This window comes from Chryseobacterium sp. CFS15 (assembly GCF_031118795.1).
In the GTDB taxonomy this organism is placed as follows: Bacteria; Bacteroidota; Bacteroidia; order Flavobacteriales; family Weeksellaceae; genus Chryseobacterium; species Chryseobacterium indoltheticum.
In genome coordinates, this window is sequence record NZ_JAVHYL010000006.1 from 110588 (window position 1) to 133900 (window position 23313).

Annotated in this window: 22 protein-coding genes and 1 tRNA gene; 17 read left to right on the forward strand and 6 right to left on the reverse strand. The window is 34.2% G+C overall.

Translation table 11 applies throughout. From position 1 onward, the window contains the following. Window positions 1-55 precede the first annotated feature (55 nt). The 12 genes from OH814_RS11440 (at window position 56) to OH814_RS11495 (ending at window position 11162) form a co-directional block, all read left to right on the forward strand. Window positions 56-1459 carry a DHA2 family efflux MFS transporter permease subunit gene (locus OH814_RS11440; RefSeq protein WP_308828241.1) on the forward strand — a complete coding sequence of 468 codons (1404 nt, stop codon included), beginning with the start codon at window positions 56-58 and terminating at the stop codon, window positions 1457-1459. A 130-nt stretch (window positions 1460-1589) separates the two neighbouring features. Further along, on the forward strand, window positions 1590-2465 hold the full coding sequence (locus OH814_RS11445) for a pirin family protein (RefSeq protein ID WP_279194779.1): 876 nt from the start codon (window positions 1590-1592) through the stop codon (window positions 2463-2465). 139 nt (window positions 2466-2604) lie between these two features. Then, entirely contained in the window at window positions 2605-2922 is a 318-nt protein-coding gene (locus OH814_RS11450; protein ID WP_308828242.1) for a GNAT family N-acetyltransferase, read from the forward strand. Window positions 2923-2997: 75 nt separating this feature from the next. Further along, a complete protein-coding gene (locus tag OH814_RS11455; protein WP_076562433.1) occupies window positions 2998-3897 on the forward strand; it encodes a pirin family protein in 900 nt (299 codons plus the stop codon). Between the two features lie 33 nt (window positions 3898-3930). Further along, on the forward strand, window positions 3931-4803 hold the full coding sequence (gene blaCPS / locus OH814_RS11460) for a CPS family subclass B3 metallo-beta-lactamase (protein WP_308828243.1): 873 nt from the start codon (window positions 3931-3933) through the stop codon (window positions 4801-4803). Between the two features lie 25 nt (window positions 4804-4828). Continuing rightward, window positions 4829-5359 carry an NAD(P)H-dependent oxidoreductase gene (locus OH814_RS11465; RefSeq protein WP_308828244.1) on the forward strand — a complete coding sequence of 177 codons (531 nt, stop codon included), beginning with the start codon at window positions 4829-4831 and terminating at the stop codon, window positions 5357-5359. A 50-nt stretch (window positions 5360-5409) separates the two neighbouring features. Continuing rightward, complete coding sequence (locus OH814_RS11470) at window positions 5410-5808, forward strand: OsmC family protein (RefSeq protein WP_076562439.1); 399 nt, start codon at window positions 5410-5412, stop codon at window positions 5806-5808. A gap of 2 nt (window positions 5809-5810) precedes the next feature. Further along, window positions 5811-6092, forward strand: a complete 282-nt coding sequence (locus OH814_RS11475) for a GNAT family N-acetyltransferase (protein WP_174565108.1) — start codon at window positions 5811-5813, stop codon at window positions 6090-6092. A gap of 276 nt (window positions 6093-6368) precedes the next feature. Further along, window positions 6369-7943 (forward strand): sodium:solute symporter, encoded by a 1575-nt coding sequence (locus OH814_RS11480; protein WP_308828245.1) that lies wholly within the window; start codon window positions 6369-6371, stop codon window positions 7941-7943. A gap of 28 nt (window positions 7944-7971) precedes the next feature. Further along, window positions 7972-8979 carry a WG repeat-containing protein gene (locus OH814_RS11485; RefSeq protein WP_308828246.1) on the forward strand — a complete coding sequence of 336 codons (1008 nt, stop codon included), beginning with the start codon at window positions 7972-7974 and terminating at the stop codon, window positions 8977-8979. 299 nt (window positions 8980-9278) lie between these two features. Further along, the gene (locus OH814_RS11490; RefSeq protein ID WP_308828247.1) at window positions 9279-10130 is read left to right on the forward strand and encodes a transketolase; all 852 of its coding nucleotides are present in this window, start codon (window positions 9279-9281) and stop codon (window positions 10128-10130) included. Between the two features lie 87 nt (window positions 10131-10217). Next, the gene (locus OH814_RS11495; protein ID WP_115620098.1) at window positions 10218-11162 is read left to right on the forward strand and encodes a transketolase family protein; all 945 of its coding nucleotides are present in this window, start codon (window positions 10218-10220) and stop codon (window positions 11160-11162) included. Window positions 11163-11366: 204 nt separating this feature from the next. Here the strand turns inward: OH814_RS11495 and OH814_RS11500 are convergent, their stop codons facing one another. From OH814_RS11500 to OH814_RS11510, 3 genes are all read right to left on the reverse strand, one after another. Further along, a complete protein-coding gene (locus OH814_RS11500; RefSeq protein ID WP_076562449.1) occupies window positions 11367-11756 on the reverse strand; it encodes a hypothetical protein in 390 nt (129 codons plus the stop codon). 68 nt (window positions 11757-11824) lie between these two features. Next, window positions 11825-12295: an Lrp/AsnC family transcriptional regulator gene (locus OH814_RS11505; RefSeq protein ID WP_066678756.1), complete on the reverse strand. Its 471-nt coding sequence runs from the start codon at window positions 12293-12295 to the stop codon at window positions 11825-11827. A 128-nt stretch (window positions 12296-12423) separates the two neighbouring features. After that, a complete protein-coding gene (locus tag OH814_RS11510; RefSeq protein ID WP_308828248.1) occupies window positions 12424-17223 on the reverse strand; it encodes a translocation/assembly module TamB in 4800 nt (1599 codons plus the stop codon). Between the two features lie 4 nt (window positions 17224-17227). Between OH814_RS11510 and tsaD the strand changes: the two genes are divergently transcribed. From tsaD to OH814_RS11525, 3 genes are all read left to right on the forward strand, one after another. After that, entirely contained in the window at window positions 17228-18244 is a 1017-nt protein-coding gene (gene tsaD, locus OH814_RS11515) for a tRNA (adenosine(37)-N6)-threonylcarbamoyltransferase complex transferase subunit TsaD (RefSeq protein ID WP_308828249.1), read from the forward strand. A 76-nt stretch (window positions 18245-18320) separates the two neighbouring features. Beyond that, window positions 18321-18731 carry a hypothetical protein gene (locus tag OH814_RS11520; protein ID WP_076562455.1) on the forward strand — a complete coding sequence of 137 codons (411 nt, stop codon included), beginning with the start codon at window positions 18321-18323 and terminating at the stop codon, window positions 18729-18731. Window positions 18732-18780: 49 nt separating this feature from the next. Further along, window positions 18781-19476 (forward strand): RsmE family RNA methyltransferase, encoded by a 696-nt coding sequence (locus OH814_RS11525; RefSeq protein ID WP_308828250.1) that lies wholly within the window; start codon window positions 18781-18783, stop codon window positions 19474-19476. Here the strand turns inward: OH814_RS11525 and OH814_RS11530 are convergent. Both OH814_RS11530 and OH814_RS11535 read right to left on the reverse strand, forming a co-directional pair. Further along, window positions 19473-20132, reverse strand: coding sequence for a hypothetical protein (locus OH814_RS11530; RefSeq protein WP_308828251.1), 660 nt, complete (start codon window positions 20130-20132; stop codon window positions 19473-19475). The genes OH814_RS11525 and OH814_RS11530 overlap by 4 nt on opposite strands. Further along, on the reverse strand, window positions 20132-20806 hold the full coding sequence (locus OH814_RS11535) for an RNA methyltransferase (protein WP_308828252.1): 675 nt from the start codon (window positions 20804-20806) through the stop codon (window positions 20132-20134). The genes OH814_RS11530 and OH814_RS11535 overlap by 1 nt, the downstream gene beginning before the upstream one ends. Before the next feature lie 83 nt (window positions 20807-20889). On the opposite strand from OH814_RS11535, the gene OH814_RS11540 reads away from it, so the two are divergent. Both OH814_RS11540 and OH814_RS11545 read left to right on the forward strand, forming a co-directional pair. Then, window positions 20890-21906, forward strand: coding sequence for an asparaginase (locus OH814_RS11540; protein ID WP_308828253.1), 1017 nt, complete (start codon window positions 20890-20892; stop codon window positions 21904-21906). A gap of 61 nt (window positions 21907-21967) precedes the next feature. After that, window positions 21968-22054: transfer RNA gene (locus tag OH814_RS11545), tRNA-Ser, on the forward strand. Between the two features lie 455 nt (window positions 22055-22509). Here OH814_RS11545 and OH814_RS11550 read toward each other — a convergent pair. Then, the gene (locus OH814_RS11550; RefSeq protein WP_308828254.1) at window positions 22510-23208 is read right to left on the reverse strand and encodes a hypothetical protein; all 699 of its coding nucleotides are present in this window, start codon (window positions 23206-23208) and stop codon (window positions 22510-22512) included. Window positions 23209-23313: the final 105 nt, after the last annotated feature.

Here is a 23313-nt window from a genome sequence, read left to right on the forward strand (position 1 = left end):
TCATCCTATAATTTTTCGTAAATTGGTATGGCAAATCATATCAATTTTTCGATAAATGCCCACACAAACCTCTACCCGACAAACTGTAAAAAAAGTTCTTCCGTTGATTTTAGCGACTGCTATTTTTATGCAGATGCTAGATTCTACAATTTTGAACACTTCCCTACCTTCAATCGCTAAAGATTTGAATGAATCTCCACTGAATATGCAGAATGCAATTATCAGTTATGTTCTGACACTGGCTGTTTTCATGCCTGCAAGCGGATTTTTGGCAGATCGTTTCGGAACGAGGAGGGTTTTTATTTTTGCTTTGGTACTTTTTAGCTTAGGCTCTGTATTTTGTGCTCTTTCTCAAAACCTTACTCATTTAGTGATTTCACGGGTTATTCAGGGCGTTGGCGGAAGTCTGATGACGCCTGTCGGAAAACTGGCTTTAATCAAAACTTTTAACCGGAACGAATTGCTTAAAGCCATGAATTTTGCTATCGTTCCTGCTTTAATTGGTCCTGTTCTCGGTCCGCTTGTAGGAGGTTATATGGTAGATTATCTTTCGTGGCACTGGATCTTTCTTATTAATATTCCGATTGGGGTTTTAGGAATTGTTTTAGGCTTAAAATATATGCCCAATTACAATTCTCGGGAAACCGATTTTGATCTGAAAGGTTTCTTGATTTTTGCAGCAGCATCTCTTCTTCTTTCGGTTTCTCTCGAACTTTTCGGAGACATGCAGAATATCACGCCGGTTTTACTCGTTTTCATATTAGGATTTTTGTTTTTGTATTATTATTATAAGCATGCAAAAAGAGGGAATAACCCTATTTTTCCTTTAAGTTTATTTCAGGTTCGTACATTTCGTGTAGGAATTATCGGAAATCTGGCAACAAGATTAGGGATCAGTTCTGTTCCTCTTTTACTGCCATTAATGATTCAGATTGCTTATGGACAGTCAGCCGTAATTTCGGGTTGGATTATTGCACCGATGGCATTAACAGCCATGTTTGGTAAGTCTTCCGTCATCAGAATTTTAAATAAATTTGGCTACAGACGAACATTAATGGTCAATACATTTATTATCGGAGTCTTAATTTGCTGTCTTGCCATTCCGGATATTCACACTTCAATATATTGGTTTGTTCCTGTGATTGCGATTTTAGGATTTTTTAATTCAATACAGTTTACATCAATGAATACCATTTCTATAGCAGATCTACGAAACTTCCAGACCAGCAGCGGAAACTCTTTGATTTCGGTTAATCAACAATTAGCGATCGGATTCGGAATTGCATTTGGCTTAATTGTTTTAAAAATTTACGAAAACAGCCCTGAACTCATCAAACACGAAACCCATAACGCGTTTCGTTACACTTTCCTTACGGTAGGAATTTTAACGATTCTATCGAGCTTAGTTTTCAGAAGACTGCATACGTTCGATGGCAGAAACATGAAATCCCAAGAATAAACACTAAAACTCTAAAAACACCCTCCCACTCTATAATTCTATAACTCTCAGTCCCTCAAACTTACTTACCACACATCAATGTAATTCTCTTCTGACTGTCCTAATTTTGTTTAAAATAAAAACATCTATTATGACAACAAAAAAAGTAGAAATAGTAATCTCGCCAAAGCCTGCGCATTTTGTGGGCGATGGTTTCAGAGTACACAATTTTATTCCGAGCGTTCCTCGTTTAGATATGAAGAGAATGGATCCTTTTATCATGCTCGATTATAATTCTAAATTTCATTTCAATGGTTCAGAAACACCTCGCGGGGTTGGAGTACATCCACACAGAGGTTTCGAAACCGTTACCATTGCGTATGAAGGTAAAGTAGAACATCATGACAGTGCTGGCGGTGGCGGTATTATTGGTGAAGGAGATATACAGTGGATGACTGCAGCAAGTGGAATTTTACATAAAGAATATCATGAAAAGGAATGGTCAAAAACCGGAGGAATTTTTCAGATGGTGCAGCTTTGGGTAAACCTTCCTGCCAAAGATAAAATGAGCAAGCCAAAATATCAGGCGATTAAAAACTCAGAAATAAAAAGAGCAGATTTAGGTGAAAACGGATTTGTAGAAATTATTGCCGGAGAATATCAAAATATAAAAGGTTCTGCCACGACATTCAGTCCTGTCAATTTGATGAACGCTAAATTAAAATCAGGTGGAAAAGCAGAATTTAATTTTCCAGCAAATTTTAATACCGCAGCTTTGGTAATTGAAGGAAGTATTTTGGTCAACGGTGAAGAAAAAGTATCAGCTAATCATTTCGTTTTGTTTAAAAATGAAGGTGAAAACTTTACTATTGAAGCAACAGAAGATACAGTCGTGTTAATTCTAAGTGGGGAACCTTTAAATGAGCCCATCTTTCCACACGGTCCTTTTGTAATGAACAGCAGAGAAGAAATCATGCAGGCTTTTGAAGATTTCAATACCGGAAAATTCGGGTATCTGGAAGATTAATTTAAATAAAATCATATTCATAAAAATTAGAATAGTGTTTGTCGTTCCGCAGGAATCTAACCTTATTTTTTTAAAGTCGAGATCCTTTCAGGATGACAAATATTATTCTCTTTTATAAAACTTAAAAAATATAAACATTATGAAACCAGAACTTGAAAATATTCCATTAGTAAAAAACGAAGATAAAAAGAGATTTGAAATTGAGCTAAACAGCCATTTTGCATTTATTGACTATAAAGAAACAAGTCAGCAAATATCCCTGATCCATACAGAAGCCGAGCCTGAATTGGCAGGAACCGGAGCCGCCGCTGCGGTAGTAGAAAAATCCTTGATTTATATAGAAGAAAGCGGTAAAAAGCTGCTTCCGTTCTGTCCGTATGTTTTTGCATTCATCAAAAAAAATCCTGAATGGAAACGTATTGTAGACCAAAGATTTGAGGGTTACGACAAACTTTAATTTTTATTAAAGTACCTTAAATAGTATAAATTTTAATTAAATTAGCTTCTCACAAAAACTAAAATCACAACATTCATGTCAAATATCGGACTTATATTAGAAGAAAAATCCGCAGATATAGGAAATTTTCTAGTTGGAAGACTACTGCCATTCCGTGAAAAAAGAGCGGTTGGTCCTTTCGTTTTTATCGATCACATGGGGCCTGCAGAATTAAAAGATTATCAAAATCTTGATGTTCCGCCACATCCTCACATTGGTCTTTCTACCTTAACTTATCTTTTGGAAGGTTCTATTTTTCACAGAGACAGCATTGGAAGCGCTCTTGAAATAAAACCGGGCGCTGTGAACTGGATGACTGCCGGAAAAGGCGTTGTACACTCAGAAAGAACTCCTGAATATTTAAGGAATACAGATAAAAAACTTCATGGTTTTCAAATTTGGGTAGGTCTTCCAAAACATTTGGAACAAAGCGAACCTACTTTTCATCATACTGAAGCCAACGAGCTTCCGGTTTGGGAAGAAGGAGAAGTTCATTATAAATTGATTGCAGGTGAAGCTTTTGGTAAGAAGTCTCCGGTTCCTGTACACAGTAAATTATTTTTTATTGAAATTAAAACTAAAACCGCACAAAAAATCAGTATCGGAAAAGATCTTTACGGTGAAGCGGCAATGTATGTTTTAGACGGAACGGTAAACATTGAAGAGAATTCTTACGGTTCCAAACAATTGCTGATTGCCAAAAACACCCAACTTTGCGAGTTTGAAATGAGCGAAAATGCAACTGTTTATCTTTTCGGAGGCGAACCTTTTGATGAAGAACGTTTCATTTTCTGGAATTTTGTAAATTCAGACAAAGAAGTAATTGATCAGGCAAAAGTAAACTGGAACGATCAGAATCACGAAGCTTTTCCTTTGGTTCCCGGAGACGAAAAGGAATTTGTTCCGCTTCCTAAAGCTATTTTAAACAGAAAATAATTTGATTTTAATGAATATCCCGATTTTTTATAAATGAGAAACCTGACACTTTTATTTTTACTATGCCTATCTTTTTTGGGAACTGCGCAAACCGTAACAGAGCCAAAAAATAATCCGGCAGAATGGTCAAAAGACTATGAACCTTTCAAAATTGTGGGGAATTTATATTATGTAGGAACTTACGATCTTGCATCTTATCTGATTGTGACCGATAAAGGCAACATTTTGATCAACACAGGTTTGGCGGATTCTTATTCTACCATTAAAAAAAATATCGAAAAGTTGGGTTTCAATTATAAAGACATTAAAATTCTTACTTTAACGCAGGCGCATTATGATCACATGGGAGCAATGGCTCAAATAAAAAAAGAAACCGGTGCAAAACTTTATGTTGACGAAAAAGATGCAAATGAACTGAAAAGTGGTGGAAAATCTGACTACGAAATGGGAAAATACGGCGTTACTTTTGAACCTGTGCAGCCTGATTTTTTATTGAAAAATAATGCTAAAATAAAATTGGGAAATACGGTATTGACCTTACTTCATCATCCAGGTCACACAAAAGGATCGTGCAGCTTTTTATTTGAAACCAAAGAAGGAAACAAAAATTACAAAGTTTTGATCGCCAATTTACCTTCAATTATTATTGACCATAAATTCTCTGATGTAAAGAAATATCCTACTATTCAAAAAGATTATGGATATACTTTTGAAGCCATGAAAAAAATAAATTTCGATGTTTGGGTAGCTTCACATGCAAGTCAGTTTGATCTTCATAAAAAGCGAAAAGAAGGAGATTCTTACAACCCAAAGTTGTTTATGGATAAAGAAAATTATTTTAAAAGGCTCAAAAGTCTCGAAGAAGATTATCTGGAAAAATTAAAAGAAGATTCAGCGAAAAAATAATTCCATAAATTAAAAATAAATAAACATGAAAATATTAGCATTTGCAGGAAGCACTTCTTCCACATCCATCAATAGAGAACTGGTAAAATTTGTTCTGAAAAACTTTCAGGAAGACGAGATTAATTTGATTGATCTTAATGATTTCGACATGCCTGTTTTTTCCGTTGACCGTGAAAAGAAAGGTTTTCCTGATGAAGCTCATAATTTCTTGAAACAGATTGAAGATTGTGATGTGATTATCTGCTCTTTGGCAGAGCACAACCGTTCTTATTCGGCAGCTTTTAAGAATGTTTTTGATTGGGCATCAAGAATTAATGTAAAAGTTTTTCAGAATAAACCGATGCTTTTAATGAGCACTTCACCGGGAGGTTATGGTGGCGGAAATGTCATGAATACAGCAAAAACATTTTTCCCACAATTTGCGGCAGATGTAAAGGAAACTTTTTCATTACCTCAATTTTACGAAAATTTCGATTTGGAAAGTGGTGTTATCAATCCTGAAATGCTGAACGATTTAAATAACAAAATTGAGAGTTTTAAAAGTCAGATTGCTTAAACCGATTTTCAATAAACCAACAACTATCAACTAAAAACAATCAACAAATAATGGCCGTAACTGTAAAAGCAAGTTTAGGTACTACAAAATATTACACGGAAGTTATCGCAGGCGAAAACCGCCTGATTACTGACGAACCGATTGACAAAGGCGGACAAAATAAAGGGTTTAATCCTTTTGAAATTCTCGCAACCTCCTTGGCAAGCTGTACTGCAGCCACGCTTAGAATGTATATCGACAGAAAAGAGTGGAATGTTGAAAAAATAGACGTAGAAGTCGAGCTGGAAAATTTTCCTTTAACAAAATTGGCAGTTTTTAAAAGAAACATTAGTTTTGAAGGAAATGATTTGAGTGAAGAACAGCTGAAAAGACTTCACACCATTGCAGATGCTTGTCCGGTACACAAAATGTTAACTAACGAAATAGAAATTCAAACCAAATTTTCTTAAATATGATAGACGTAAAACAAAACAACGACGAAAAACACGGAAGCTTTGAAGCTTTGATTGATGGAAACAAAGCAGGATTAATGACCTATACTTGGGCAGGTGAAGACCGATTCATTATCGATCATACCGAAGTTGAAGAGGCTTACAACGGAAAAGGTGTAGGAAAAGAAATGCTGATAAAAGCGGTAGAATTTGCAAGAGAAAATGGTAAAAAGATTATTCCTCTTTGTCCGTTTGCAAAAGCGACTTTCCAAAAAAATGAAGATTTACGAGACGTTTTGTAAGGAAAAAATGAAAATAGAATAAATCGCCACGAATGCACGAATTTTAAATAAAGAAAAGATAGTATCAATTAAATTCGTGCATTCGTGGCAAAAAAATTACATGGTATCTATCCGTGAAGAAAGAATTTTAATTCATTTTTCTTCACGGATTTTTTTATTTTTAATTCAAATTTTAGTTCGTTTAATTACAATTTGCCCAAAACTTCCACCATTAAATATCCAACATCGGGCTACATTCGAAAAAAAACTATATTTGCTGAAATTTAAATTATAAACATGAATTCCGGAACTATACTTTTGCTATTTGTTTTTGTTTATTTCATTGGTCTTTTGGTGATTTCTTATTTTACGAGCCGAAATTCTGATAACCAGTCTTTTTTCATCGGAAACAAAAAAAGTAAATGGTGGCTCGTTGCTTTCGGGATGATTGGTACCAGCTTAAGTGGAGTTACCTTTATTTCCGTTCCGGGAACGGTCGGCAAAATGACCGGAAGCGAATATATTTTTGGTGGTTTTGAATATTACATGATGGTAATCGGGTTTTTCATCGGATATTTTATTGTGGCAGCCATATTACTTCCACTCTATTATAAGATGAATCTGACCTCAATCTATACGTATTTAGGAAAAAGATTCAATGTAGAAGCTCACAAAATCGGTTCTGTATTTTTTATTGTTTCACGAGCAATCGGAGCAACTGCAAGATTATATTTGGTAGTCAATGTTTTACAGATATTTTTACTGGAAGGTTTAGGAGTTCCGTTTTGGGTAACGGCTTCGGTGCTTCTTTTGATGGTCCTTTTATATACTTTTGAAGGTGGTGTAAAAACGATTGTCATTACAGATACTTTGCAGACTTCATTTATGATTATCAGTTTAATTGCATGTATTGTTTACATTTTATCTAATTTAAATTTATCTTTTGGTGAAGCTTACACGATTTTAGAACAGAAAAATTATACTCACTTTATCAACTTTGATCCCAATTCTAAGACATTTTTCCTCAAAACTATTTTAGGCGGAATCTTTATTACTATTGCAATGACCGGATTGGATCAGGAAATGATGCAGAAAAATATTTCGGTTGATAATCTTCAGAATTCAAAGAAAAACATGCTGACTTTTGCAGGAACATTGCTTTTTGTAAATCTTGCATTCTTATTTTTGGGTGGATTACTTTATCTTTTTGCGTTACAAAATGGCGCAGGATATTCTCAAATTACAAATATAGTAGAAGGGAAAGAAGTCGTATCTAATATTTTTGGGTTCAAAGATGCTGCAGGAAATGTGAAAAATATTATGGGCGACGATTTATTCCCGGCTTTGTCACTTAACGGATATTTCCCGATGCCAATCGCTGTGATTTTCATCATCGGATTAATCTCTGCCTTATTCCCTTCTGCGGATGGCGCATTGACGGCTGTTACAAGTTCGTATTGTGTAGATTTACTCAATTTAAACGAAGATAAAACTAGAACAGAAAAACAGAAAAAACATCTCCGTATGAAGATCCATTTAACGTTTACGGTCGTTTTCTTTATCTTGATTATGGTTTTCAAAGCAATGAATGACAAGTCGATTGTTTATTTAATTATGGAAATCGCAGGTTACACTTACGGGCCACTTTTAGGACTTTTTGCCTTTGGAATTTTTACCAAATTTAAAATTTCACAAAAATATTCAATTCTTGCTGTTACACTTTTAGCACCGGTTTTAACTTATATGATCAATATGTTGGTAACCATTTATACCGATTACAGAATTGGTGTAGAGCTGATTATTCTGAACGGATTACTAACTTTCATTGGTTTGTGGATGGTAAAAAATAAGAATTATTTGAAAGTGGTTTAATTATTAATCACTTAAAAACAACTTAAAGATGTTATTAAATAAAACAAAATTATTAATCACAATAATTACATTATTAGTTGTTTCAAGTAATGTTTCTGCCCAAGATCAAATGGCTCAATTTTCTGATAAAATAGATTTTAATATTCTTAATGAAATTATTAAAATGTCAGATGATACAGTTTATGTTAGCAACACAAACAAAAATCATTTATCAGAAGATGGTCTTTTCTATTTTTATGATAAAAATGGAAATAAAGCAATTGAAATGGGTTATGAAGTTGCTTATCCTTTTACAGGAAAATCTGCAATTGTTAAAAACAAAGGCAGTTGGGGGCTTATCAATCGCCTCGGTGAATTTATTTATCAGTCACAATTTCCTTTTCCAATAAAGTTATCTTCTTATGAAAAATATGGAATTTTCGGTGATGGAGAAATTTTTGATAACGGAGGAGTTATATACGATTTAAAAAGTGGAACACAACAATCCGGATTCATCAACTGCGCAGAGCCTGTAACTCCAGATTATTTTATTATCAAAACAAAAGCAGGAAAATATAAACTGATTTACCGAAAAGAAGAAAAATCTATTTTTAAAACAGAAATGGATTCAATTGTTCCTCAGGAATTCATGATGTATGATGAAAGACCTAACTTACTCATTTTGAAAAATAAAGACAAATATGGATTATCTCTTTCTAATGGTCAGGAAATTTTGAAAATTAAACATGAAAAAATTCAGTTTTTAGGAAAGTATATAATGTTACTTGAAAATAAAGTTTGGAAATATTACTTATTCGAAAACAACAAATTAAAGTTAATTGTTTCTTCGGAATTTCATTGCACTAGTCCTACTTATCAAAGCAATGCTATTGGTGTATATTCAAAAGATAAAAAATACAATATATTAAAAATCAATGGTGAAAATTTATCTCAAGAATTCGATTACATTAATATTGATGGAACTTTGGGTATTCTGAACAATTCACTCTGGATATTTAGTTCAAAAGCTAATTTTTATATTTTTTATAAAAAGTAATTACTGCCAAAGTGTCTGTTTAAATATTTCTCATCAAATTCAAAATAAAATCCGGACGGAGAGATGATATAGCGATGATACAGAAACTGTATAGAAGAAAATCATGTCAGAATGTCAATTTCCTTTTATTGTTTAATTTTAAGTTCGGCTAAAGACTAATTAAAATCTCTTTAAGCTTTGGCAAAGATGTTCAACTTTGGCAAAGTAAATAAAACTAAATCTGCGTAAAAAGTCTCAGATTTTGCATTTCCGTAAGCCGACAAAAAATTGTAAATTTGCATGCAAATAAATCCTAATATATGAGTAAAAGTATTGAAGAGCTGAAATCTCTTACAACACAAATCAGAAGAGACATTTTAAGAATGGTTCACGCTGTAAATTCAGGGCACCCGGGTGGAAGTTTGGGCTGTACTGAGTACTTCACAGCATTGTATGGTAAAGTAATGAACTATAATCTTCCTTTCACAATGGAAGGTAAAAATGAAGATCACTTCTATCTTTCAAACGGACATATTTCGCCTGTTTTCTATTCTACTTTGGCTAGATTTGGCTTCTTCCCGGTTGACGAATTGAGAACTTTCAGAAAATTAGACTCAAGATTGCAAGGTCACCCAACCACTCACGAAGGTTTGGAAGGAGTAAGAATTGCTTCAGGATCTTTGGGACAAGGGCTTTCTGTAGCTTTAGGTGTTGCACAGGGAAAAAAATTAGACGGTGATAAGTCTTTAGTTTACTCACTTCACGGAGACGGAGAATTGCAGGAAGGGCAAATCTGGGAAGCATTGATGTATGCTGCTGCAAATAAAGTTGACAACATCATTTCTACAATTGATTACAACGGACAGCAAATTGACGGAAGCACAGAAAATGTACTTTCATTAGGAAATCTTCATGCAAAACTAGAATCTTTCGGATGGACAGTTTTAGAAGAGAAAAAGGGTAACGACCTTGAAGCGGTAATCGGAATTCTTGAAAGAGCAAAAACAGAAACCGGAAAAGGAAAACCTGTAGTAATTATTCTTCATACAGAAATGGGTAATGGAGTTGATTTCATGATGGGAACTCACGCTTGGCATGGTAAAGCTCCTAATGACGAGCAATTGGATACTGCATTCAAACAATTATACCTAGAAGCTCCAGCTGACTATTAATTATAAATGATAAATTATCATCGATAAATGATACGATTCAATATCATTGATCACACATCATTTATCAATTATCAAAATTTAAGTAAAATGAAATATACATATACAGAAAAAAAAGATACACGTTCAGGTTTTGGGGCTGGGTTAGCTGAATTGGCTGATAAAAACCCAAATGTTGTTGCATTATGCGCAGACCTTATCGGTTCTTTGAAAATGGAAAAATTCATCGAAAAAGCTCCTGAAAGATTTTACCAGGTTGGTATCGCAGAAGCAAACATGATGGGTCTTGCCGCAGGTTTAAGCATCACAGGGAAAATTCCTTTTACCGGAACTTTTGCCAACTTCTCTACGTCAAGAGTGTATGACCAGATTCGTCAGTCAATTGCATATTCTGATAAAAATGTAAAAATTTGTGCTTCTCATGCAGGTCTTACTTTAGGAGAAGACGGAGCAACGCACCAGGTTTTAGAAGACATCGGTATGATGAAAATGCTTCCTGGAATGACGGTAATTAATCCTTGTGATTACAACCAGACAAAAGCTGCAACATTAGCAATTGCAGATCACAAAGGACCTGTATATTTAAGATTCGGTAGACCAACCGTTCCTGTTTTCATTCCAGAAGATATGCCTTTCGAAATCGGAAAAGGTATTCTTTTGCAGGAAGGAACTGATGTAACAATTGTTGCAACAGGTCACTTGGTTTGGGAATCTTTAGTTGCTGCTGACGAGCTTGAAAAAGAAGGTATTTCTTGTGAAGTAATCAACATTCACACAATTAAACCTTTAGACGAAGAAATTATCTTAAAATCGGTTGAAAAAACTGGTAAAATTGTAACTGCTGAAGAGCACAACTATTTAGGTGGTTTGGGTGAATCTATTGCGGGAATGCTAGCAAGAAGAAGACCTACAAGACAGGAATTCGTTGCTGTAAACGATACTTTTGGAGAATCTGCTACACCAGCTGAATTAATGAAAAAATATAAAATTGACGCTGCTGCCGTAAAAGAAGCGGTGAAAAGAATTTTAGCATAAATAATATTTCATTTGAAATAAAGAAAAGCATCCAAATTTTGGATGCTTTTTTTTGTAGAAAGTTTGAACCATTAATTTAAGGTAAGTTAAATTTAATCATTCTGATTTTTAAGTTCACATGAACTCTAAATCCCTAGCGATCTTAATATTCTAAGCTCCTTAAATTAATTCTTAATGGTTAAATAAACTATATTTTAAATTCAGTTATCTGAAAAATTTCCACTTTGGGATAATTGCCAACATTCCAAAACCTGTAAAAAGGAAAAGATTGGTAACGTCTGTGTATAAGAAAGTTGACAGATAATAATTATGCATCAGGAAATGAAAAACCAATAATACAGGAAAAGCAAACATTCCAATTTTTCTGTAAAAAAACATCAGAACCAAACTTAGCACCATTAAAGCATCAATTGTGAAAATCACATAGAAATACCATCTCGGTATATTGAGGAATTCGTGTTGAAGAAACTCGTCAACATCTATTCCCAAGCCCATGATCGTAAACAAAAGCAGAGAAGCCAGAGCCAAGATAAAACCCCACCCTTTCTTCGGATCTACATCAAAATAGCTATATTCTTTATATTCCTTTTCCATACTGCAAAAATAAAGAACTTATGAATGATTTCATAAGTTCTTTGGTATTTATATCGTCTAAAATTCGATTAAATTGAGATTGCGTTGATCAATCTGTTTTTATCGCTTAAGAATTCTTCCATAGAGATCATAGATTCAGTTCTCATTACGTCCTGAATGTCGTCAATCTGATAGATGATTCTTTTTGCGTCGTTTGTATTTTTAGCTCTTACCTTGCAGAAAATGTTGTATTTTCCTGAGATAACACTCGCTTCTATAACGTTTGGAATTGTTCCCAACTCTTTCAAAACCTCTTGCGTACGGTTTGATTTTGTTAGAAGAATTCCGATAAAAGCTGTAAAATGGTAATCTAGTTTACCATAATCAAGATTAAGAGATGATCCTAAAATAATACCTGCATCTTCCATTTTCTTCACTCTTACGTGAATTGTACCCGCAGAAACATCCATCTGCTTAGCAATTTCTGTAAAAGGCATTCTTGTGTTTTCTACTAAGAAGTCAAGAATTTTCTTGTCTATTTCGTCCAGTTGATAGTTCATATTAGTGAAATTATATTTTTCCTAAAAAATCGATAAATTTTTTACAAAATTAAAAAAAATAATTAAACTAAAAAAATATTATCAAACATTAACAATAATTAACATGTATGATAAAAATCATTAAAAATTTAAGGCTTTTTGCCGTCTGATTTTACAGAATCTGTTTTTATTTCAGTTTTGGCAGTGACTGACTTTTTGTCTTTTTTCTTCTTTTTAAAGAAAGAATTGAAGCTTTTACTCCATACGATACCACCACCATACGCCTGATTTGCAGAACCATTAGTGCCTACAGTTCCTACGCCCATTCCGATGTTGGTTGGCTTAGAATAACCTCTCAAGACCAATGTACCGTCGTTTTTCTTAGAAATATCATATTCTACCGATCCTTCACCAGACAGATAATTGTTACTTGTGTTTTCAGTTCTTGAAAGTGGAATTCCCAAACCTGTTTTTACAGTAACTCGTGGTGACAGATCAAAACTAACACCCGCATTAGCACGGTCTCCACTGTTTGAAAACTGGTCGTTTCCTTTTACATAATTCAAATCTATTTGAAATTCATTACTTACTGTATTCAAAACAGAACCAAGTTGTTTCAACAGCATATTGTAACCTGAAGATTCTGCAACACCTACCGCATCGATATCAAACCCTCCTCCGGAATTGGAAACATTAAACATATTAAGCAACAAAATAGAACCAAACTGTAAAACATTTTCACCTTCCGTCTGATTAATTTTTGCGGCCAAAGTTTCTTTCACCTGGCTGGAAACATCCAAAGCTGTCACATTTAATGCAATTTTCGGGTCATTTAAAGTATTGGTAATATTGGCTTGCAGCAAAACACTTATCGGCTGTAATTGCCCCATATTCAGGTACTGTCCGGCATTGGAAACCATTCTTACATAGTTGGCAGAAATATCCAAAGCAGGTTTCATCGCATCGCCATCCCACCTGATGCTGCTGTTTTTTTGGATCTGGAAAGTTCTGTTAAGGATTGCTTTAGATACAAAAGTTCCGCTGTCAACCATATAAGATCCGTTCATGGCAATACTTCCTTTTCTGTTCATTTGGAATCTCAAATCATCAGCAACTCCTTTCACCGTAATATTTCCCACGTCATCACCTACCAAAACATTTACGGTTGTACCTTTATCTACATCCAAACTAAAATCAATATTCATATTGGCTCCCGTTCTCTTCTTTTCTTCTAACGTAACCAAGCCATCTTTTCCTTCTTTCAAGAACCTCAGCATTTTAAATTCTTCAACATTGGAAGTTGAACTCGAATTGAAAGTAAATGTACTTCCATTCAATGCTTTCATATTGGGAGTGGAAAGGTTTAAAGCAGAAACAGGTCCATCAACATACAGATCACCTTGTCCGTAAACTCTTCCCCAAAACAGATCATACTCTTTCTGAGTGGTATTCAGCATCAATAGATTGTCTGCTCTCATTACGAGGTTGACTCCCATTGAAGATAAAGTTTCAAACTGTATAGCTCCGGAAATCGTTCCCTGAGAGTTTGATCTTCCATCATGAACACCAATATTGTTTAAAATTGCCAAACCTTTAGAAAGCGGAATCACGGTATCATCAAATGAGTAATCTACACCTGTAAATAATAGTTTTAAGCCGAATTCCTTTAAGGCAATATCACCGCTGTAATCAAGATTTTTTAGAGTTCCATTGATCTTCAGATCTCCGGTCGCTTTCCCTCTCAAATTACCAAAAATTGTTTGCACAAACTGCTGTGTAAATGCGAGATCAAAATCTCTGAGCTCAGTGACCAAATCAATTGTTGGCGACGGTGTATTGTTATTTACAGTTCCTGTAAGATGTAGATTATTATTGCCAATTACTCCTGCCGAAGTCACTTTTACGTCAACATCATATACATTGAGAGAAAATCCGTTGACTGCAGAAATCGTAAGATCGCCCATATCATTACCATTCATCATAATGTTATCAACGGTAAGATCTACCAATGGCTGCAATGTGCTTTTATCCATCTTGATTTTCACATTACCATTGGCTAAACCTTTAATATCCATCGGATTTCCACCCGATTGCATTTCTAAAAGTTTTTCAACGGCGAAATTCTGAACTTCAGCATCCACATAAAAATCTTTTGCAGATTTAAATATAGATTCGTTGATGAGTAATGAACTATCGTCTGAGTAAATTTTTAAATTATGAATTTCAAAATCAGATGTTTTTCTGCGGTAACTTATATAATGATCAAGCTCCGGACTGGTGTCTATCGACCATTTCACATTATTTAAATTAATTTCAGTAGGTTCAAACCTGAAAACATAATCTCCCTCGGGATTGGTAGACTGATTAAAATTAACTGCATAATCTTTCAGAGTATTATTCAATTCATCATCCGGATTTCCATGTTTGAAATTGGTAGCAATCCTTAAAACTGAATTATTCTCATTTTTACCCGTAAGTATGACGTCTTTAAGAATATTTTTATTGTATTCTAGTCTGCTTATTTTTGCGTAAAGTTGCTGCTCTGTATTGGCAGTATTAATTCTTACCATTACACTGTCGACCATTGCACTGTCTCGTGTAACCGCTACTCTGTCATCAATTTTATAATCAGGGTTCGCTTCTGCCAAAGCACGGTCTGCTTCGGTGATCTCCTCCTTTTTTGTCATGATATATTTCAGAGAAGCTGCATCCAGATTTAAGATCAGATTATTTGAATTACCGTCATATTCTCCTTCCACTTTTGCACCTTGAGGAAGTTTCAGATCCGGTAGAAAATAAGCAACCAAACCCTGTTCAACATCAAAATTCATGGCGAAAGTTTGTCTACGATATAATTTTCTTGGTTCAGGACCAACCAAAATTTTCCCTAAACCATTTTCAACCATTCCTGCTAAATCGGCAAGATTATATTTCCCTGAAATTTTCCCGTTTACTGCGCCTGGTGCGTCTACCAAAATCGAACGACTTCCACCTTCCACAAAAGTTTTCAGCTTAGCATTCGGAATATGATATTTTTGATCCGCTGTTGCGAAATTCACATCAAAAGCTTCTACATCCAAATTCAGATCATTCAGCGTAGACATGGCCATTTTACCGTTTACTCTTCCGCTTACAATCTGACTTCCGGCCTTATCTGTAAAATAGTTCATATTTAAATAAGCAACATCTGCATCTACGTTTGCAGAAATTCTTGAAGTGCTGAAATCTATTAAACCTTTTACCGTTGCTTTTGCCTGCTCATCATTTACCGTAATCAATCCGTTGTATTTTTTATGATCTAAAAGACCATCCAATACCACATTATTGATCTCTTTATTCATGATTTCAATACTTGAGATCTGAGATTTTGTGTTCAGTCGCATCGTGTTGACATCAAAACTTTGTCCGTCTAAATTAAATTTACCCGAAATCAAACCAACAGCTTTGCTTTTAGTAATTACGGAAGTATTTAAGTCATTAACTTCGGCATAACCTTTATATTTAGGCAACGCTGTACTGTAATCCGTTAAAGAGAAATTAGAGATTTTCGCCTGCCCGATTCCTGTCATCAGATTTCCTGAAGAAACATAAACCTGTTTTGGAGTTACTTTCGCTGTTCCGTTGTATTTTAATTTACCAAAATCATCAGCAAAATTTTTCATCTTTGAAGCAACGAAAGTCGGCATCATTGCTTTCAGATCTTTATACGTAAAATCTGCTGAAAGATCATTGGTTTCAATCAAGAAATTACCGTTTAAAAGATTTTCAGCTTTCAGTTTTTTGGTCGCAATATTTACACTTGGGTTTCTGATGAGAAAGTTTTCCAGCGTAAATTTATTTAAAGGGCCATTCATTTTTCCGCTCACATTAAACGGAATAAAATTATCCCAATTGGTGACAAAATAAGAGATGTCATATCCGCTTACCTGGCTTCCCAATTTCATATTCATGTCCCATTTTACTTTATTGGTAAAATCTGCCCACGAACCTTTATTCAGATTAAATTTAATATCTCCCTGAAGAAGTGAATGATCGGTATTTAAAGTAAGATCTCCCAAAGAAAGAAAATCTTCGGTCATCGAAAAGTCTGTCGAAAAAGTTTCTACAAAGTGAGCTTTGCCCCATCTTTTGGTCGTAAAGGTGAAATTATCAATACGAGCATTGATATTTGCGCCATTGACTTTAACTTTAGGAGCAATCAGATTCACATTGGTTGCAGTTAACCATTTTCCTGGTTCTCCCGGAGAATTTTGATTTACAATCGAAACTTTAGAGTCTAAGATTTCAAGACGTGCATTGAGCTGAAAAGGGGGTTTTGTAGGATCTTTCTTTTTACCGCTGTCAAAAAGTTGTGTAAAACGAATGAAGTTTGAAATACTGTCGCCTTTATAGGTCACTACTTTGATGTCTGCATCTTTAAGCGTCAAAGCATTAAAACTAAGAGAATTGTTTTTCCCGATATTGGTTGCCAAAGAGAACCAGTCAGAATTGGCTTTAAACTCTCTTGCCTTAATAAAGTCTAAGTTTTTATAATCTTTTATTCTTAAACCTTTAATAGTAACATCTCCAAAGAAATCGACCTCTACACTTTCGGTAGACATTTTAGCTTTAAAATCTCTATTGACAATCTGTAAAGCCTGATCTGCAGCCCATCTTTTGGTAACCGGTAAATTAATTGCGATAAAAACAATAACTACGATTGAAAGCAGAGTCCAGAAAAGAAAAAGCAATAACTTCGCCCACCAAGAATAGCTCACGACATCTTTCGCAGCCTGCTTACCAAACTCCTGTGCAGTGTCAATCGGATGATTTATAGCGTCTGAAGCCAGCTCAGAAGCCTCTTTCACAGTCTCCTGAACATTTTCTACGGTCTTTTGTACCTGATCTCCCAGGTTTTCAGCTACCGATTTTTTGTTCTCATTTTCGTTATTATTCTCTAACTTTGCCATTATTATGAGCGACTCTATAATTTTAGGTATCGAATCATCTTGCGATGACACTTCAGCAGCTATTATCAAAGGGAATTTTATTCTTTCAAACATTGCAGCCAACCAGGAAATCCACAAAGAATATGGTGGAGTTGTTCCGGAGCTGGCTTCTCGTGCTCATCAGCAGAATATCATTCCTGTTGTTGAAAAATCTATACTCAAAGCAAATATACAACAAAATGCAATTTCTGCCATAGGCTTTACGAGAGGTCCCGGACTTTTGGGCTCTCTGCTTGTAGGAACCTCTTTTGCTAAGTCGCTCGCTATGAGTTTGGATGTTCCTTTAATAGAGGTAAATCACCTTCAGGCGCATATTTTAGCGCATTTCATTGACGATGCAAATCCTGTGCCGCCAAAATTCCCGTTTTTGTGTCTTACCGTAAGCGGCGGACATACGATGATTGTCATGGTAAAAGATTATTTTGACATGGAAATTATCGGGAAAACGATTGATGATGCTGCCGGTGAAGCTTTTGATAAAATCGGTAAAATTTTCGATTTGGATTATCCTGCTGGTCCAATTATCGACCGATTGGCGAAAGAAGGAAATCCTGATGCTTTTAAATTTAATAAACCAAGACTTGAAAATTACGATTACTCTTTTAGCGGAATTAAAACTTCGGTTTTATATTTTATTCAGAAAGAAGTAAGGAAAAATCCTGATTTCATTAAAGAAAATATGAATGATTTGTGCGCTTCGGTGCAGAAATGCATCATCGAAATTTTAATGAATAAATTGGAGAAAGCAGCGAAAGATTTAAACATCAAAGAAGTTGCGATTGCGGGTGGAGTTTCTGCCAACTCAGCATTGAGAAAAGTAATGCAGGATAATCACGACAAATTAGGCTGGAATATTTATATCCCGAAATTTGAATATACCACCGATAATGCGGCAATGATTGCAATGGTTGCACAACTGAAATTTGCACGCGGTGAGTTTACAGATTTAAGAACTACAGCAACCTCGAAATACGATTTATAAAAGAAATTTTCTTTCCCCGACCCTAAAGGGTAGAAAATTTGTTAAAAATAACGACTTAAACAATAAACATCTACAGATGAAAATATTATTAGAAGAAAAAGTACTGGGAACGCAATCTAAAAAGAACTCAAAATATTATTGGGTTTTAGAGACTATTACCGGGAAAAATGAAGCGACAGAAAAATCTGAAGACGAAGATTATTTAATGGCGAGTTCGGAAATTGGATATATTCAGAATGTAAAGGAAGAAATTATAGAAAAAATAAATTCAGAGAATGTTTTCAGCTTTCCTTTTGAACCAAAAGAAGGAGATTATTTATCGATCAAAAATAATTTAAGAAAAAACGAATATTTGAATTTGATTTTCATGAATAATGTTTGGATTGAGGAAATCTATATGTGTTCTTACAGAGATTGCGATGGTGATATTTATACCACTATAAAAACCGGAGTGGCATTTATTAGTGAAAATGAAATATTCTTTTAATAGCAAATTAACTTAATCAAAATCAGACAGATTCTAAATATTCCATTTTATGAAACTTTTTTTTGGCGAAATTAATAACGGAAAAGCAATCATTAACGATGAAGAGCAACAGCACATTGTAAAAGTTCTTCGTATGAAAGACGGCGAAGAAATTCATGTAACCGATGGAAAAGGAAATCTTGCTTCGGGAAAATTAATTATTGAAGGAAAAAAAGCCGGAATTGAGGTTGCTGAAATTAAAACCAAAATATCTGATTTCAGTCCAAAACTTCATATTGCCATTGCGCCGACTAAAAACATTGACCGTATCGAATTTTTTGTAGAAAAGGCTGTAGAAATGGGGATTTCTGAAGTTACCATTCTTCTAACCGAAAAAACTGAACGTAAAAATCTGAATATTGATAAAATCAGAAAGCAGGCAATTGCGGCTTCAAAGCAAAGTTTGAGATTTCATTTTCCTGTTATAAATGATTTAATTAAAATTCAGGATTTTCTAAAAAAAATAAATTCTGAAACTACTTTTGTCGCACATTGCAATGAAAATTTAGAAAGAATAGCTTTAAATGAAATTCCAAAACTAGAAAACTATACTTTTTTGATTGGCCCTGAAGGCGATTTTTCAGATAAGGAAATTATGTTTTTAGCAGAAAAAGGAATTAAAGCTGTTTCATTAGGAAATCAAAGATTGAGAACAGAAACAGCAGGAGTTTTTGTAGCTGCTTGGAATTATAATAAAATGATTTAATAATCCTCACCTTCTACTTCAGCCTTTGTTTGTACAAATTTGCCATTTTCAAATTCATAAGTAAAATAGTAATACGTTACAGGACCTGCGTGGTAACTTGATGTAATTTCTTTATTCTTTTTATTTGCAACAGGATTTATAATTTTACTAAAAGAAGGTGAAAGTTTATATTTCCTTGATTTTTCATCATAAAGCCATAAATAATATGATTGGTCGACCATTCCAACCCTATTAATCAGTTTAAAATCATTATAGCCATCAAAATTCCAATCTTCATTACAAGAAAAATCGACTTCGTAGTCATGAAATACAAGTGTAGAATCTTTATCAATTTTTAGTTGTTGAAATAATTTACCCAATTTCAAAATATTTACTTTTGTAAAATTGATCATCCCACTTTTCTCTTCTTCGCAGAAAACCTTGTATTCAAAACCGTTTCCTTTTTGTGAAAGAGTATATTTTCTTACAATTTGCGACCTTTCCTTCTCTTCTTCTTTCTGAATCTTTAAAATTTCTTCGTTAGATAGCTTAACTTCTTTATTCGTTGAAATTACTGAAGAATCATGTACCATTTTAGGAGCAATAAGTTTTGATTTATTCTCTTTTTCACAAGAAAAAACCAAAAACAAAACAATCAAGATAAAGATGTTTTTCATCAGCTAAAACTAATATTATTATCCTTCAAATACTTATTAAAAACCTGCTCCCCACTTCGCATAGAATTTACTGCCCAACGAATTTTCATTCTTAACAGTTTTTCTTCATTCAATTTGTAGTCAATATTAGATTTCATGAGCTTTTGCTTCAATTCATACATACAGATTGAGGCAGCAACAGAAACATTAAAACTTCTGGTAAAGCCATACATCGGAATTGCCAGAGTTTCATCTGCAAAATCTAAAATTTCTTCAGAAACACCTTCCATTTCAGTTCCGAAAACTAAAGCGATTGGTTCTGTAATTTCATATTCAGGTAAAAATTTTGCGTTTTTTTCTAAAGAAACTGCTACCATTTTATATCCTCTGTTTTTAATATTCTGAAAAGATTCCATATTTCTGGGAAGCCTTTCTACTTCAACCCAAGTATCTGCTCCTTTTGTGACTTTTAAATTGGGCTCAAAGCTATGCTCTTCCTGCAAAGCAACCACTTTATGAAAACCACAAGCTTCAACAGAACGCACAATTGCAGCTGCGTTTCTGAACTGATAAATATCTTCAATCACCGGAAGTATAAAATCTGAACTTTCAGGAGCAAAATGTTCGATTTTTCTTAATCTTTCTTCCGTTAAAAATTGCTGTAAATACTCGTAAGTTTTCTCTAAATCTTTCATCTTCTTTCAAATCTTTGCAAATTAACGTAATTTTGAAATTCTGAACCTGAAAAGAAACTCAAAATCTTTAATTTAAACTAAAAATGAAGCGAAAAGTCCTTCTTATTTATACCGGCGGAACGATTGGTATGGAAAAAGACTACGAAACGGGAAGTCTCCGTGCCTTTGATTTCGGAAATATTTTTGAGAAAATGCCCGAAATGAAGCTGATGGAATGCGAAGTATTCGTGCATCCTTTTGCACAACCGCTCGACTCTTCTGATATGGGACCTGAAGAATGGAGAATGATCGCCAATTTAATATTCGACAATTATAAGAAATATGACGGCTTCCTCATTCTTCACGGGACAGATACGATGTCTTATACCGCATCTGCATTGAGTTTTATGTTGAAAGGTTTAACAAAACCCGTTATTTTAACCGGTTCACAACTTCCCATTGGAGATCTGAGAACTGATGCAAAAGAAAATCTTCTGACGAGTTTATATTATGCAAGTCTTTATGAAGAAAACGAAGCCGTGATTCAGGAAGTTGCGATTTATTTTGAATATAAATTATTGAGAGGAAACCGTACTTTAAAGTATTCTGCGGAGTATTTTGATGCCTACGCAAGTCCGAACTACCCTATTTTAGGACAATCTGGAGTTCATTTAAAGATTGATAAGGATAATCTTTTCCGTTGCGACGGTAGAATTGAATTTCATGTAGACGAACATATTTCTGAAGATGTTCTGTTTTGGAGAATTTTCCCGGGAATGAAACTGAATCATTTTAAAGAAATTCCGAAAATGAAAGTGTTGATCTTACAGGTTTTCGGTTCGGGGACTATTTTCAGCAGTGAAAAGACCTTGGAAACTTTGCAACAAATCAGAAGTAACGGAACCGAGATTGTTGTGGTAAGTCAGTGCATTTCAGGCGGAATATCATTTGGAAAATATGAAAACTCTAATATTTTCTCAAGAATCGGAGCGATCAGCGGAAGAGATATGACCGCAGAATCTGCAATTACCAAAGCAATGCACTTGATTGACAACCCAAATTATCTTGGAAGTTTTGCTGATAATTTCTCAAGAAATATCTGTGGAGAAATAAGCGAGTAATTTTAAATTAAGAATTTGCAGATTCAATAAAATAGCCTATTTTTGCAGTCTTCAAACATAGAGAGAGGTGTCCGAGTGGTTGAAGGAGCTACCCTGGAAAGGTAGTATGCGGGTAACTGTATCGAGGGTTCGAATCCCTTCCTCTCTGCAAAACAAAAACCAGATCAATCGATCTGGTTTTTTGCTTGAAATACAGTTTCAAAATGCATTTCGACAATATAATTAAGTGTATGAATGTTAGTGTTTGATATTTATTATCCTTAAAAAGTTCAAAACTGAAATCTTCTTCTAAACATTAAATGATTAATCCTAAGATTCCCAAAGCTTGTGCGGTTTATTGATTAGCGATTTGGTTATTAGTTCTGCTCAGCATCCAAACAGTGGGAATCTTATTTAACGGATTAATTTTTATTTTTTTTTCGTTACAGTTTTCTAAATCTGACAATATTTTATTTTAGTACGAAATATTTAATTGAAGGGTCATTTCCTAGCCCCGATTTGAGCATTTGTCTGAGCTCATTTTTTGTGTTTTGGCGGCGGCTTTGCCGTCGCCAAAACACAAAAAATAGCGAGTGCGGAAAGCGGGATTAAGCTCCGAAAAAATCAATTACAAATCGTAAGAAAACTATGTCCTCTCATGTGAATTTTTATCATTGCTTCAGATTTTAATTCGCTGTAAATACTTTGATCAAAAGCCTGTACATCATTTAATTTTGCATCTATAAAATCTGCAATTCTCACCACCGAAAAATAAAAATTCCTGTACAGAGAGATATCTACCGTACTTCCGAAAAGGGGAAGAAAAGCTCTTAAAAACGGAAGATTTTTCTGGTGTAAATTATAATCCGGGCAATACCCTGTTTTTTCTTTTGCAGTGATCAATTCGTAATGATTGATATAATCGAGAATCGTTTCATTTTCTTTCATCGAAATTTTTTGTTTATGAAAATAATGATGTATCCTGTCTAAAATATGTTGGGCATATTCCATCATGGTAATGGTTTTCATTTCCGAAATATTGTTGATTCCGGTTTTGAAATTTTTAGCATTGGCGTGATTTGTATTAAATGAAATTCCGAAATTATCACGATACGGAAAGAAGCAGTTTTTCACTTCAATTACGGCATCTGCCTGCAATCGGTCTTTCGAAAAGTTATAGCATAAATAGGGTTTATACATCTCTTTCAGATGAAGCAAAAAATCGGTCTCATTGGTATTTCTATTGTTTTCAAACCAGTTTTCAAGATTGTTATAATAATTATTTTCAAATTCTCTGAAACTTAAATAAAACGGAATTTCCATAACTCTTACTATTTTATACTACAAAGCTATAGGTGTAATGCGCCAAAACTTGACGTGTTTTATTTTTCGATGAAACATTTTCTAAATAGTTTAAAAAGAATCTTT

Bases quoted from the DNA above. Each gene is read 5' to 3' on its own strand.
- OH814_RS11440 (WP_308828241.1), top strand. From the start codon at position 56: ATGCCCACACAAACCTCTACCCGACAAACTGTAAAAAAAGTTCTTCCG.
- OH814_RS11445 (WP_279194779.1), top strand. From the start codon at position 1,590: ATGACAACAAAAAAAGTAGAAATAGTAATCTCGCCAAAGCCTGCGCAT.
- OH814_RS11450 (WP_308828242.1), top strand. From the start codon at position 2,605: ATGAAACCAGAACTTGAAAATATTCCATTAGTAAAAAACGAAGATAAA.
- OH814_RS11455 (WP_076562433.1), top strand. From the start codon at position 2,998: ATGTCAAATATCGGACTTATATTAGAAGAAAAATCCGCAGATATAGGA.
- blaCPS (WP_308828243.1), top strand. From the start codon at position 3,931: ATGAGAAACCTGACACTTTTATTTTTACTATGCCTATCTTTTTTGGGA.
- OH814_RS11465 (WP_308828244.1), top strand. From the start codon at position 4,829: ATGAAAATATTAGCATTTGCAGGAAGCACTTCTTCCACATCCATCAAT.
- OH814_RS11470 (WP_076562439.1), top strand. From the start codon at position 5,410: ATGGCCGTAACTGTAAAAGCAAGTTTAGGTACTACAAAATATTACACG.
- OH814_RS11475 (WP_174565108.1), top strand. From the start codon at position 5,811: ATGATAGACGTAAAACAAAACAACGACGAAAAACACGGAAGCTTTGAA.
- OH814_RS11480 (WP_308828245.1), top strand. From the start codon at position 6,369: ATGAATTCCGGAACTATACTTTTGCTATTTGTTTTTGTTTATTTCATT.
- OH814_RS11485 (WP_308828246.1), top strand. From the start codon at position 7,972: ATGTTATTAAATAAAACAAAATTATTAATCACAATAATTACATTATTA.
- OH814_RS11490 (WP_308828247.1), top strand. From the start codon at position 9,279: ATGAGTAAAAGTATTGAAGAGCTGAAATCTCTTACAACACAAATCAGA.
- OH814_RS11495 (WP_115620098.1), top strand. From the start codon at position 10,218: ATGAAATATACATATACAGAAAAAAAAGATACACGTTCAGGTTTTGGG.
- OH814_RS11500 (WP_076562449.1), bottom strand. From the start codon at position 11,756: ATGGAAAAGGAATATAAAGAATATAGCTATTTTGATGTAGATCCGAAG.
- OH814_RS11505 (WP_066678756.1), bottom strand. From the start codon at position 12,295: ATGAACTATCAACTGGACGAAATAGACAAGAAAATTCTTGACTTCTTA.
- OH814_RS11510 (WP_308828248.1), bottom strand. From the start codon at position 17,223: ATGGCAAAGTTAGAGAATAATAACGAAAATGAGAACAAAAAATCGGTA.
- tsaD (WP_308828249.1), top strand. From the start codon at position 17,228: ATGAGCGACTCTATAATTTTAGGTATCGAATCATCTTGCGATGACACT.
- OH814_RS11520 (WP_076562455.1), top strand. From the start codon at position 18,321: ATGAAAATATTATTAGAAGAAAAAGTACTGGGAACGCAATCTAAAAAG.
- OH814_RS11525 (WP_308828250.1), top strand. From the start codon at position 18,781: ATGAAACTTTTTTTTGGCGAAATTAATAACGGAAAAGCAATCATTAAC.
- OH814_RS11530 (WP_308828251.1), bottom strand. From the start codon at position 20,132: ATGAAAAACATCTTTATCTTGATTGTTTTGTTTTTGGTTTTTTCTTGT.
- OH814_RS11535 (WP_308828252.1), bottom strand. From the start codon at position 20,806: ATGAAAGATTTAGAGAAAACTTACGAGTATTTACAGCAATTTTTAACG.
- OH814_RS11540 (WP_308828253.1), top strand. From the start codon at position 20,890: ATGAAGCGAAAAGTCCTTCTTATTTATACCGGCGGAACGATTGGTATG.
- OH814_RS11550 (WP_308828254.1), bottom strand. From the start codon at position 23,208: ATGGAAATTCCGTTTTATTTAAGTTTCAGAGAATTTGAAAATAATTAT.